Raw genomic sequence first — 12,052 nt, 5'->3', positions numbered from 1 at the left:
ATTTATGCCGATTCTGACTTTTGTTGCTCTTCCTGTGTGGGGTTTAAGAAAGTTTCGTTTAAATGGTCAGGTTGCATCGCAACATGACTTTCTCCAAAGAAACGAATTGTTTTGTTTAAAAGAATAACACGATTAAAATACTTTTCTGCTTTAGATAAATCATGGTGTACAATTAAAATTAATTTCCCAGCTTCTTTAAGCTCATTTAATTGAGTCATTATGATTTGTTCACTATGGAAATCGATACCTACAAATGGTTCATCTAAAAGATAGAGTGTACTTTCTGTCATGAGTGCTCTAGCTACTAAAACTCTTTGTAATTGACCTCCACTGAGTGCAGAAATTTGTCGATTTCTTAAATCTTGTAATTCTAATGTTGATAGTAGTTGATTAAGTCTAGCTCTTGTTTTAGGGGTAACAAACCTAAACCAACCAATATCTTTATAGGCACCTGAGAGCACAACATCTTCTACCTTAATTGGAAAGTCTAAGTCAATATGTGCTTTTTGTGGGATGTATGTAACATTTTTAAGTGTTTGTTGTATAGCAATGTTATGTAAATTAGCGATACCTGTTGACTTAAATTCACCAATAATTGATTTGAGTAAGGAAGATTTTCCTGCTCCATTGGGTCCCATAATACCTATAATTTCACCTTTTACGGGAATTTCTAAATTAATGTTTTCCAAGACATGTTTATTCCCTAAAGTGAGATTTAAGTTATTAATTTCTAACATTTTTCTACCTCCTTAAATTAAATTTTAGGCTAACCTAATTTAATTTATAATATAACATTAACTTTTAGCGTGTCAAGTAGATTCGTGATACAATAAAGTGAATGACTTGAGAGGTGAAACCATGCTAACTGAAGAAAAAGAAGATTATTTAAAAGCAATTTTGACTCATAATGGCGATCATTCTTTCGTTTCAAACAAGACGTTATCCCAGTATTTAAATATCAAACCACCATCTGTAAGTGAAATGGTGAATCGTTTAGAAAAATCGGGATTTGTAGAAACGAAGCCATATAAAGGTGTGCAATTGTCAGAAGAAGGTTTGACATATACCTTAGATATCATTAAAAGACATCGATTATTAGAATTATTTTTAATTAAGATATTAGAATATAATTGGGAAGAGGTACATCAGGAAGCTGAGGTGCTAGAACACAAAGTTTCACACTTATTTGTAGAACGTTTAGATAAATTATTAGATTACCCAATCACTTGTCCGCACGGTGGTATTATCCCTAGAGATAATAAATATAAAGAGATATATACTACAAATTTATTGTCGTTTGAAGCTGGTGATATAGTGACGATAAAACGTGTGCGAGATAGAACAGAATTGTTAGTTTATTTAACAAGTAAATCCATATTGATTGGGGAACAAATAAAAATATTAGATAAAGATGATACCAATAAAGTGGTAATGGTGCAGAAAGAAGAAAAAGTGACAGTACTGAGTTATGATAATGCAGAACATATTTATGCAGAAAAATAAGAATTTGCATACTGAAGTTTTTTATATGCAACTTAGAAGGATTTAAAAAATTGAAATCGTCTATCTAATAAGCATAAGACAAAGCTTGAAAAGGACATTGTAGTCATATTTAATAGTTAATAGTGATATTGAAAGGAAAAAAGTCTGAGTCATAAATCCTAAAAAATAGCACACAGATGATTTAATTCAATCTATCTGTGTGCTTCTTGTTATTCAATGCTGCGGCGTATTGTTGGCTCGCTTTCTTAGAGGACAGCTTCTGCCCGTCGTCTTCAGTTTGTCCTGTTGTCTCAAGAGTCTTATCAAAATACAACCTATTAAAGCCGATTTTTATATTATTTCAATGGATATTGGCTTTTTCACTTACCCAATAATTTTATGTCCTAGACTCTTTTTGAAGAGGTCTAAGGAATAAAGTAAACTCGGAATAATTGATATACAGTAAATAAATTGATCGCTATCCAAATGAAGCTATAGAGGAAGGTTGGAACACGAGTCAATGCTTTTAAAGTGCTACCATCCCAAGTGATGTCATTTGATGAGAAAGTCAATTTGAATATTGTCCAAGATGATTGAAGAACTTCTCCTAATAAAACACCTAAGATAAAATGTTGTGTAATGGATATAACATAAAGTATCGCTAATTGATTATCACTTTTAAATAAGCAATATAATAAAAAAATTAAAAGTATTACTATGAACATTGGTAATAGCTTTCTAGATGTTAAGCATACAAAATATATAAATATTAATAGGTAGGCAGTGATAAACAAGCTTGGATATTGATATTGCGTAGATAGAAATCCTATATATAACATCAATGGCGGCATAACGTAGCCACCGAATGTAGTGATGGACTGACCAATACTATTTTTTGATTGTGTTATGGCGTAGCCTTGTTGAGATGTTGCTAGACGCTCAGCTGGCCTTGCCACAATCACTAAGTCTCTCGCTCGTCCACCGCTCAATTTATTAAATAATATATGTCCAAACTCATGTGTTAATACAGGGATATAGTTAAAATAGATATCTAAAAATTGGTTGATAGGTTTATTTCGATAAGTATGTATGATGATATAGATTATAGCCACTAAAACAATCCAATAAAGATGTAATTGAATAGAAGAACTGAAAAACGCATTTAGCTTAGACATGAAATACCTCATTTTTAGAATACGAAAATTTAATATTTTACGAGATACGATAATAATCAAACAGTATCTCACATATAATAGTATAAAGTAAGATCATCCATAAATCATTTGGACTTTTGATGTATATTATATTTTAAAGCGGTTTGACCTAGGTTTTATTAATATTGTAATATATGCGAGAGTAACGGTATTCATATTACAAGTAATGTATTATAGGGTAACGAGAAAAAGAATTGAGTTAGGAGATAACCAATTATGACAAGAGCTAATAAATTAGAAAAGGTAAACGTATTATCTGTTTTATTCGATAATGTAACGCTGACAGAAATGCGTGACCGTATAAAGCTTTTTTTTGAATCACAATCTGAAAATAATTTATTTATTGTAACTGCTAATCCTGAAATAGTTGACTTTTCTACTGAAAATGAAGCATATCGTAAGTTAATTAACAAAGGAGACTATGTCATTCCTGATGGTACAGGTGTAGTTATGGCTTCAAAACTGCTTAAAACCCCTTTGAAAGAACGTGTTCCAGGTATAGAATTAATGGAAGCATGTTTGAAAATTGCTAATGCTAATTATCAAAAAGTCTTTTTATTAGGTGCAAAAGATGAGGTTGTCGTTCAAGCTGTGAAGAAATTAAGTGAAAAATACCCTAATATTCATTTTGATTATCACCATGGCTATTTTAATTTAGAAGATGAAACGGTATTGAAACGCGTGAGTTCATTTAATCCAGATTATGTTTTCGTTGGTATGGGTTATCCTAAGCAAGAACAATGGATTGAACGTCATGATCATTATTTTAAACAGACATTACTAATGGGTGTAGGCGGATCTATTGAAGTTTTTAGTGGAACGAAAAAAAGAGCGCCCAAAATATTTCGTAAATTAAATATCGAATGGATTTATCGTTTTATCATTGATTGGAAACGGTTTGGTAGAATGAAAGCCATACCGAAGTTTGTATTTAAAGTGATTAAGCAAAAAGCAAAGCAATAAAAAATCGGCTATAGCATTGTTAAGCTATAGCCGATTTTTTTACTACAATGACTTTGATATATTTAGCAAATATAAGTTTATTTTAGTTATGATTTATTTATTAAAATTGTCATGCAATTGTGCAGTCGTTATCTATGATATTTAACAGTCAATAAAATTATTTCACTTCAAATCTTGAGTTATCCAATTTACTTCTAAAGGCTTTTTGTTCCTCTTTGGAATATTTTTTAAAACCGTTTAAGAATTTTTCGTATTCGGGTAAAACCTCGTCTAGTTCACCGAATTTTTTTAATTTACCAGCTTCTATCCACGCGATTTTAGTACAAAATTCACGCACTTGTTTCATATTATGGCTTACGAAGAAAATAGTTTTACCTTGCTTTTTATACTCGTAAATTTTATCTAAACATTTTTGTGCAAAAGTTTGGTCTCCAACTGATAATGCTTCGTCAATGACAAGAATGTCTGGATTTGTCGTGATATTAATTGAGAAACCTAACTTGGCTCGCATACCACTAGAATATTTTTTAACAGGTTGATAAATGAATTCTCCTAGTTCACTGAATTCAATAATATCAGGTGTTAAGGCTTTAATCTGTTTTCTTGTGAATCCCATGCATAACATTTTAAATTCTATGTTTTCAATACCTGTTAACTGTCCATTTAAACCAGCATTAATTGCAATCACACTAACTTCACCGTGGCGATTCACATCTCCAGCAGTAGGAGATAGGGAACCACCAATAATATTACTAAGCGTAGATTTACCTGACCCATTGATGCCTACAAGGCCTATAACATCACCTTCGTATGCTGTTAATGACAAATCATTCAGCGCATAAAATGTCTTGTTTTTATTAAAAGGGACTAAGGCATCTTTTAAACGCTCTTTATTATTGCGATAGATGCGGTATTCTTTAGTTACATGTTCAATGTTAACCGATACATTCATAATTTTACCTTCCTTATTTGCAGATAGTATATAGTATATTATATTATATATGAGTTGTTAAATTTATTAACCTATTGTAAAGTAAGTGAGTACAAATTTTAAGATAACGTTCTTATACAATTGTTAAAGTTTACTGAATTTAAGTTATAAAATCAACTAAAATGAGGTTATTTTAGCTTCGTTGTTTTTCTATTATACAACAATCATATGAGTAAGCACATCCGCTTTTATTACATAAAATATTTAATTTACCCAATTAAATATAGGTTGTTAAGATGAATAACAAAGCGTATATTAGATTTGAATGTAGACTTTTTATAGCATAATTATGATTAGCAAATTGATTGAAAGTGTGGTTTATTTAAATGAGTGCAGTGTGGGTAGTCTTAAAAGAGCATTTTAAAAATTTCTATCTAATTCAAAGGTTAGCACAATTCCAAGTTAAAATTACTAACACCAATAATTACCTTGGTATGGCTTGGGAATTAATTAATCCAGCAATGCAAATTATGGTTTATTGGTTTGTATTTGGTCTAGGAATTAGAACTAATAATCCAATCGAGGGTGTCCCATTTATTTATTGGTTGCTCGTTGGTATTAGTATGTGGTTCTTTGTGAACCAAGGTATTTTGGAAGGTACGAAATCAATCGCAAGTAAATATAACCATGTCGCTAAGATGAATTTTCCGTTATCAATTATACCATCATATATAGTGATGAGTAGGTTCTATGGTCATATCGCACTATTAGTTGCTGTTATTTTATTATGTATGTTAGGTGGTTATTATCCATCTATTTATACATTACAATTATTTTTATATGTACCATTTGCATTAATTTTTACTACAACAGTAGCATTGTTTACTTCTACGTTAGGTGTATTAGTAAAAGATACTCAACCAGCAATTCAAGCATTGATGAGAATGGTATTCTTTGCTTCATCTATTTTAATTGTACCGCCAGAAGGTATTGTTAAAGATGTTATGCAACTGAATCCAATTTATTATCTTGCTGAGGCGTATCGTGCATCGGTTCTATATAACGAATGGTATTTTGTTACACATTGGGAATTAACATTTTATAACTTCTTTATCATTGTATTTTTATTTGTCATAGGATCTATATTGCATATGCGTTATAGAGATCATTTTGCAGACTTTATGTAATTGAATTCAGACAAAGACGATTTATATTTAATCCTTTGGTGGCTTAAAAGTCATTAAAGGATTTTTCTATAATTTTAAATATAAAATAGCTATAATAAAAGAGAATAAATAATTACCGGCGGTGGAAATTTGAGACAGTTAATAAAAAACTTTATATGACAATCATTAGTTTTTTAAATTTGATATATATAAAGAAAAAATAAATCATCATCATATTGTCGTCATGATGACATTTGTTGAAGATGTACTTCCAATCATCGAAGCATTAAATCGAAAATCTTATGAAGTGACAGTGATTGCCAAGGAAAGTAATAGAAAATATGTTGAACAATTAGATAATGTGACATTTATACCTGCGGGCAATAAAAAAGTCTTTAAACATATAAAGGCCTTGAGTACGGCAAAAATTATTGTGATAGATACATATTATTTATTGTTTGGCGGTTTCAAAAAGAAATCGCAACAGACAATCATTCAAACTTGGCACGCAGTTGGTGCACTGAAAAATTTTGGACTTACTGACCACCAAGTAGATTTAAATAATAAAAAAATGGTGAACCAATATAAAAATGTTTATCGCGCTACTGATAAATATTTAGTAGGGGGCGAACCAATGGTGAATTGTTTTAAATCCGCGTTTGGTGCGAAAGATGATCAATTTTTAAGAACTGGATTGCCTCGTCTTGTTCCATATGTAAATTTAGATATCAAACAAAAGCAGCAAGCATTAAAGTTACAATATGGTATCAATGATAAATTAGCGCTTTATGTGCCAACGTATCGCGAGCATCACCAAGCCAATCAGATTATTGATAAGGCGCGTTTTGAAACAGCATTGCCTTCATACACATTGATGAGTAAGTTACATCCATCACTACCTCAAGATGAGCAACACAATATTAGTCTACAATCGCTCATGGTTATGGCGGACGTTATCATCACAGATTATAGCTCATTAGCAATAGAAGCAAGTTTGTTAAATAAGCCGACACTTTTTTATGTCTATGATGAAGCAAATTATGAAAAAGTACGGGGGCTAAATTCATATTATTATGAAATTCCGGAATTTTACAAAGCATATAGCGAAGAAGACATCGTTCATATACTTCAAACACATGCAAGTGCATTAATGCCATTGTTCAAAAATTGGCATGACTATAATGTTCAAAACAGCTTAACTCAGGTTATAAATCATATAGAGAAAATGGTGAAAACATGAAAATATCAATTATCATACCTGTCTATAATGCAGCAAATACACTTCAAAGAGCAATAAGCTCGGTGGATACAAAGCAAGATTATGAAATTATTTGTATCAATGATGGATCAACAGATGAAAGTAAACAAGTTTTAGAAAGACTACAAAAAGCATACAAAAACATTCGTATTATTAATCAAGCAAATCAAGGTGCAGCTGTGAGCAGAAATAAGGCATTGGAGTATGTTACTGGTGATGCTTTTATGTTTTTAGATGCAGATGATGAATTTTTGCCAAATAGTATCGATGCTATGGCAGATTACTTTCAACAGGATGAACATGTAGATATTGTACTAGGACAAATTGGAAGACTAAATAAAGGTGCATGGCAAAGTTTTTATACACACCAACCCATACAAAAATTTGATAAAGTGAATTTAGCACAATGTCCTGAAATGATGCAATCTATTGGTCCAGGAGGCAAGTTATTTAGTGCGACATTCAAAGATTTACGCTTCGATGAAGATGTAGTGTTTTGTGAAGAGCATACATTTATGATATCAGCTTATAAGAAAGCACGAGATGTGCAATTATTACCTTTTATTGTGTATGGTTATCATGAAGAAAAAGGGTCGGTGACAGATCAAAGAGCAGATCGCTTTGTAAATTATATGAGCGATGCGATTAAAGTAAGACATAGAGTGATGCACACATTGTTATTAAGAGAAGAACGGATTTATTACAGTTATCGTATGGATGAACTCATTGTCAGTTACTTGTTGCAAGCATTTCTCACAAATAATAAAAAATTAACAGAACCATTTTTAGATGTCGTAACGTCTTATATGAATAATATGCAAGAAGCAGATTATTCAGGAGAAGCAATGTTTAGAATAATTAGGGTTGTTGAACAATGTGGAAAAAATTGGAATAAAGCGTTATATAAAAAATGGCGAGAAGCATTACTTAATGTAGGCATTGGTAGACCGAATTATTACCGTTTTCAAATGGAAGTGTTACCGAAACGTGTAAAATTCAGAGGTAAAATGAAATTAAAACAAATATTAAAAAAATGAATTTTGGGTATAGTTCGTAAACTTCAAATCAGTGTGCTATACTTTTAAAAAATGTAAATTTTAATTAAATTTTGTTAAGGAGTATGAGCGTATGAAACGTGTTATTACTTATGGAACGTATGATTTATTACATTATGGTCACATTGAATTATTAAGAAGAGCTAGAGAAATGGGCGATTATTTAGTAGTTGCACTATCTACAGATGAATTTAATCGCATTAAAAATAAAAAGTCTTATTATAATTATGAACAACGAAAGATGATGCTAGAGTCTATTCGTTATGTTGATCTTGTAATCCCTGAAAGTGGCTGGGGACAAAAAGAAATCGACGTCGATCGCTATGAAATAGATACTTTTGTAATGGGGCACGACTGGGAAGGTGAGTTTGACTTCTTGAAAGATAAATGTGAAGTGATTTACCTTAACCGTACAGAAGGTATTTCTACTACTAAAATCAAGAAAGAACTTTATGGTGATGCTGAAAAATAAATCAGCAGTCATTTGTTGATATTGAATTATAATTTTAATAAATCATATGTTAAATAAATATATTAAGTGAGGCTGGGACATTGTAATGTCTCAGCCTCAACTTGTTTTGTCATCGAACGATCAAGCTATGAAAAACCCCGAGAAGATTTCTAAGTTAAAGCATCTTTTCGGGGTATCATTTTGGCATTGATAATTCATGACTTTATTTATGATTTTTTCTGTTTTTGAAAGTTTCGATAATAAGATAAATAATAATTGCGATTGCAGCTATGATTAATATCGTTCCTAATAAAGTGAGGATTGGATGTTCATCCCACGTCGTTTTCACAACTGTCGTAGTTTGATGCATAATTGGTTTGCTTACTTTAACAGTTGGTGGGCCGTATTTATCGGAAATAAATTTTCGATCATATTCAATATGCAATTTACCATCTTCAATTACATAGTTATAATCATTTTTATCGAAATCATTTGGAAGTACATCGTATAAGTCTTTTTCTACATAATATGTTTTTCCATTAATTTTGTGATTGCCTTTTGAAATAATTTTTTTATATTTATATTGATCAAAAGACATATTCATTAAGGCATTGCCCATCATATTACGTTGTTTCTCGCCACCTAAGTTGTCATAGTTACCAGCACCCATTATTGTTTGATTAATTCTAAATTTATCTCTTTTTGTAGTGATAGTGTGATTGTAATCTGCAATGTCACTAGAGCCAGTTTTTAAACCATCTGTCCCCTCTAAACTCATATCCGCACCCTCTAAAGAGTGATTGAACGTGTAATATGTAACACCGTGTTGCGTTGGAGCTAATTGTTTAGTGAAATAAATGATTTTTGGTGTATCTTGAATGGTACGTTGAGCTAAAATTGCAAAATCTTTAGCGGTTGATGTATTATTCTCTTCATTTTTATATTTTTTTGGTGCAAAGTCTTTTAATTGTTTATTTTCAGCACCTGTTGGATTAACAAAATGTGTATCTTTCATACCTATTGATTTTGCTTTTTTGTTCATTGCATCTGTAAAATCTGAAAGGTTTCCAGATACTTCTTGACCTAATATAAGCGCTGCGGCATTACTTGAATTTGAAACAGTGATTTGGAGTAACTCTTTAATCGTGTAAGTCTCTCCAGGATAAAGCTTGGTATTACTTAATTCAGGCAAGGTAGACATGCTGTAATGTTTGTCTGTGATTTTAACTTTATCATCTAAAGATAAATCCCCACGATTAACGGCTTCGAGTGTTAAATACATGGTCATCAATTTGCTCATCGAAGCAGGATACCAATCTTTATCAGCGTTATATTGGTAAAGAATTTGACCGGTTTGGGCAATATTTACTGCACCTTCAGGTTGATAATTATCAGTAACATTATAACCATATTGATTTGCCGCCTGTGTAGGTGTGACTGTTTCAGCGTTGGCAAAAGGTGTTATAATTGAACCGACGAAGAGTACAGTTACAATTGCCAGAATTAACTTTCTCATAATTACATTCCCTCTTAATATGTTCTGTTTTATTGCAATAGAGGTATTTTAGCATATTGTATGTAGTTTATAAAATATTAAACAGAAGAATATTTTTTATAACTAATTTATTGAAAATTATTGTGTAAAACATGATAAAATAAATTGAAATTAATTTAACTTAATACTTTAAAATTAATCTGCTCAAAATTAATGTAAGTAAGAGGTAATTTAAAATATTTTTAGAAGAGGTAATTTAGATATGAATCAAGAGAATCCATTATTCTACTTATTTAAAAAATTATCATGGCCTGTTGGACTTATTATCATAGCTGTTTTAATTTCTTCATTAGGTAGTATTACAGGACTAGTAGTTCCTTTTTTTACAGGTAAGCTCGTAGATAAATTTTCTTTTGAAAATATTAATTGGATGTTTATCATAGCATTTATTTCTATATTTATTATGAATGCGTTGCTTAGCGGTATAGGACTGTATTTATTGAGTAAAATTGGTGAGAAAATCATTTATGCAATTCGATCCGTTTTATGGAAACACATCATTCACTTAAAAATGCCCTTTTTTGATAAAAATGAAAGTGGACAATTGATGAGTCGTTTGACAGACGATACAAAAGTAATCAATGAATTTATTTCACAAAAATTGCCCAACTTATTGCCTTCAGTATTGACTATTATCGGCTCTTTAATAATGTTATTTGTGATGGATTGGCAAATGACTTTGCTGACTTTTATCACGATACCTATATTTGTATTAATTATGATTCCATTAGGTAAAATTATGCAAAATATTTCTAAAAAAACACAGGCAGAGATTGCGAATTTCAGTGGCTTACTAGGTCGTGTATTAACAGAAATGCGCTTAGTTAAAGTTTCACGTACTGAAAAAATTGAGTTAAATAATGCTCATAAGAATTTACAAGAAATATACTTTTTAGGACTAAAGCAAGCTAAGATTACAGCTATTATACAACCTATATCTGGTGTAATTATGCTTTTAACGATTGCAGTTATCTTAGGTTTTGGTGCAATTCGAATTTCTACTGGAGCAATCACAGCAGGAACCTTAATTGCAATGATTTTTTATGTTATTCAACTTACGCAACCTATCATTAATTTATCAACTTTGGTTACAGATTATAAAAAGGCTGTAGGGGCAAGTAGTCGTATATATGAAATCATGGAAGAACCTACTGAAGTTTTTGAAATAGAACAAGCAAAACCAATGATTGATGGTAATTTAACATTTGAAAATGTACATTTTAAATACGGTAATAAACCAATTCTTACAAATGTGAGTTTTGATATACCATCTGGTAGTATTACTGCTTTTGTAGGACCTTCTGGTTCAGGTAAGAGTACAATTTTCAATATTATTGAACGAATGTATGACATAGAACAAGGTGATATCACTTATGGCGACCAATCGATTTATGATATAGATCTAGGTCATTGGCGTGAGAAAATAGGTTATGTCATGCAATCTAATTCAATGATGAATGGCTCAATCAGAGACAACATTTTATATGGCATTAATCGTGAAGTCTCAAACGATGAATTAATTTACTATGCAAAATTAGCAAATTGTCACGAATTTATTATAGCGTTTGAAGATGGATATGACACAATTGTTGGCGAGCGAGGTTTGAAATTGTCAGGTGGCCAACGTCAACGTATAGATATTGCCAGAAGTTTTGTTAAAAATCCAGATATCTTATTATTGGATGAGGCAACCGCTAACTTAGACAGCGAAAGTGAGCGAAAGATTCAAGATGCTTTAGAAGAATTGATGGAAAACAGAACAACAATCGTGATTGCACACAGACTATCTACAATTAAAAAAGCTGAACAAATTATTTTTATTGATAACGGTAGTGTGACAGGCATAGGCACTCATCAGGATTTGATTGGTAATCATGAAAAATATCAACAATTTGTTCATACACAAAATTTAACGAAGTAATATTGAAAACACGTATGATTGGATGCTGGATAAATATATTTTTTGACTATAAACGA

Annotated in this window: 10 protein-coding genes and 1 pseudogene; 7 read left to right on the top strand and 4 right to left on the bottom strand. The window is 31.1% G+C overall.

Going from position 1 to position 12,052, the window contains the following annotated elements; all coding sequences use genetic code 11:
- Nucleotides 1-2: 2 nt before the first annotated feature.
- Nucleotides 3-737 carry a metal ABC transporter ATP-binding protein gene (locus tag JG554_RS11010; RefSeq protein ID WP_046207314.1) on the bottom strand — a complete coding sequence of 245 codons (735 nt, stop codon included), beginning with the start codon at nucleotides 735-737 and terminating at the stop codon, nucleotides 3-5.
- Nucleotides 738-858: 121 nt separating this feature from the next.
- Between JG554_RS11010 and JG554_RS11005 the strand changes: the two genes are divergently transcribed.
- Nucleotides 859-1,503, top strand: a complete 645-nt coding sequence (locus tag JG554_RS11005; protein ID WP_046207315.1) for a metal-dependent transcriptional regulator — start codon at nucleotides 859-861, stop codon at nucleotides 1,501-1,503.
- A gap of 404 nt (nucleotides 1,504-1,907) precedes the next feature.
- Here the strand turns inward: JG554_RS11005 and JG554_RS11000 are convergent, their stop codons facing one another.
- Entirely contained in the window at nucleotides 1,908-2,657 is a 750-nt protein-coding gene (locus JG554_RS11000; RefSeq protein ID WP_070038975.1) for a M50 family metallopeptidase, read from the bottom strand.
- A 255-nt stretch (nucleotides 2,658-2,912) separates the two neighbouring features.
- Here JG554_RS11000 and tarA point away from each other — a divergent pair, with 255 nt between their 5' ends.
- Entirely contained in the window at nucleotides 2,913-3,659 is a 747-nt protein-coding gene (gene tarA, locus JG554_RS10995) for an N-acetylglucosaminyldiphosphoundecaprenol N-acetyl-beta-D-mannosaminyltransferase TarA (protein ID WP_107360155.1), read from the top strand.
- 157 nt (nucleotides 3,660-3,816) lie between these two features.
- Here the strand turns inward: tarA and tagH are convergent, their stop codons facing one another.
- Complete coding sequence (gene tagH / locus JG554_RS10990) at nucleotides 3,817-4,611, bottom strand: teichoic acids export ABC transporter ATP-binding subunit TagH (protein WP_046207318.1); 795 nt, start codon at nucleotides 4,609-4,611, stop codon at nucleotides 3,817-3,819.
- A gap of 365 nt (nucleotides 4,612-4,976) precedes the next feature.
- Here tagH and JG554_RS10985 point away from each other — a divergent pair, with 365 nt between their 5' ends.
- The 4 genes and pseudogenes from JG554_RS10985 to tagD all read left to right on the top strand — a co-directional run bounded on the left by JG554_RS10985 (nucleotide 4,977) and on the right by tagD (nucleotide 8,541).
- Nucleotides 4,977-5,777 (top strand): ABC transporter permease, encoded by an 801-nt coding sequence (locus tag JG554_RS10985; RefSeq protein ID WP_019468398.1) that lies wholly within the window; start codon nucleotides 4,977-4,979, stop codon nucleotides 5,775-5,777.
- Between the two features lie 155 nt (nucleotides 5,778-5,932).
- Nucleotides 5,933-6,996 (top strand): annotated as a pseudogene (tarB, locus tag JG554_RS10980) (teichoic acid glycerol-phosphate primase TarB).
- Nucleotides 6,993-8,051 carry a glycosyltransferase family 2 protein gene (locus JG554_RS10975; protein ID WP_070038982.1) on the top strand — a complete coding sequence of 353 codons (1,059 nt, stop codon included), beginning with the start codon at nucleotides 6,993-6,995 and terminating at the stop codon, nucleotides 8,049-8,051. The pseudogene tarB and the gene JG554_RS10975 overlap by 4 nt, the downstream one beginning before the upstream one ends.
- 91 nt (nucleotides 8,052-8,142) lie before the next feature.
- On the top strand, nucleotides 8,143-8,541 hold the full coding sequence (tagD, locus tag JG554_RS10970) for a glycerol-3-phosphate cytidylyltransferase (RefSeq protein WP_019468395.1): 399 nt from the start codon (nucleotides 8,143-8,145) through the stop codon (nucleotides 8,539-8,541).
- A 202-nt stretch (nucleotides 8,542-8,743) separates the two neighbouring features.
- Here the strand turns inward: tagD and pbp4 are convergent, their stop codons facing one another.
- Nucleotides 8,744-10,036, bottom strand: coding sequence for a penicillin-binding protein PBP4 (gene pbp4 / locus JG554_RS10965; protein ID WP_107360153.1), 1,293 nt, complete (start codon nucleotides 10,034-10,036; stop codon nucleotides 8,744-8,746).
- A 241-nt stretch (nucleotides 10,037-10,277) separates the two neighbouring features.
- Between pbp4 and JG554_RS10960 the strand changes: the two genes are divergently transcribed.
- On the top strand, nucleotides 10,278-11,996 hold the full coding sequence (locus JG554_RS10960; RefSeq protein WP_107360152.1) for an ABC transporter ATP-binding protein: 1,719 nt from the start codon (nucleotides 10,278-10,280) through the stop codon (nucleotides 11,994-11,996).
- Nucleotides 11,997-12,052 lie beyond the last annotated feature (56 nt).

Origin of the sequence: Staphylococcus sp. 11-B-312 (genome assembly GCF_016743055.1) — a bacterium.
GTDB classification, from domain to species: Bacteria; Bacillota; Bacilli; order Staphylococcales; family Staphylococcaceae; genus Staphylococcus; species Staphylococcus ureilyticus.
The sequence above is the reverse complement of the archived record's forward strand: the minus strand, read 5'-3'. Positions and strand labels throughout refer to the sequence as shown.

Bases quoted from the DNA above. Each gene is read 5' to 3' on its own strand.
- pbp4 (WP_107360153.1), bottom strand. From the start codon at position 10,036: ATGAGAAAGTTAATTCTGGCAATTGTAACTGTACTCTTCGTCGGTTCA.
- tagH (WP_046207318.1), bottom strand. From the start codon at position 4,611: ATGAATGTATCGGTTAACATTGAACATGTAACTAAAGAATACCGCATC.
- tagD (WP_019468395.1), top strand. From the start codon at position 8,143: ATGAAACGTGTTATTACTTATGGAACGTATGATTTATTACATTATGGT.
- JG554_RS11010 (WP_046207314.1), bottom strand. From the start codon at position 737: ATGTTAGAAATTAATAACTTAAATCTCACTTTAGGGAATAAACATGTC.
- JG554_RS10975 (WP_070038982.1), top strand. From the start codon at position 6,993: ATGAAAATATCAATTATCATACCTGTCTATAATGCAGCAAATACACTT.
- tarA (WP_107360155.1), top strand. From the start codon at position 2,913: ATGACAAGAGCTAATAAATTAGAAAAGGTAAACGTATTATCTGTTTTA.
- JG554_RS11000 (WP_070038975.1), bottom strand. From the start codon at position 2,657: ATGTCTAAGCTAAATGCGTTTTTCAGTTCTTCTATTCAATTACATCTT.
- JG554_RS11005 (WP_046207315.1), top strand. From the start codon at position 859: ATGCTAACTGAAGAAAAAGAAGATTATTTAAAAGCAATTTTGACTCAT.
- JG554_RS10985 (WP_019468398.1), top strand. From the start codon at position 4,977: ATGAGTGCAGTGTGGGTAGTCTTAAAAGAGCATTTTAAAAATTTCTAT.
- JG554_RS10960 (WP_107360152.1), top strand. From the start codon at position 10,278: ATGAATCAAGAGAATCCATTATTCTACTTATTTAAAAAATTATCATGG.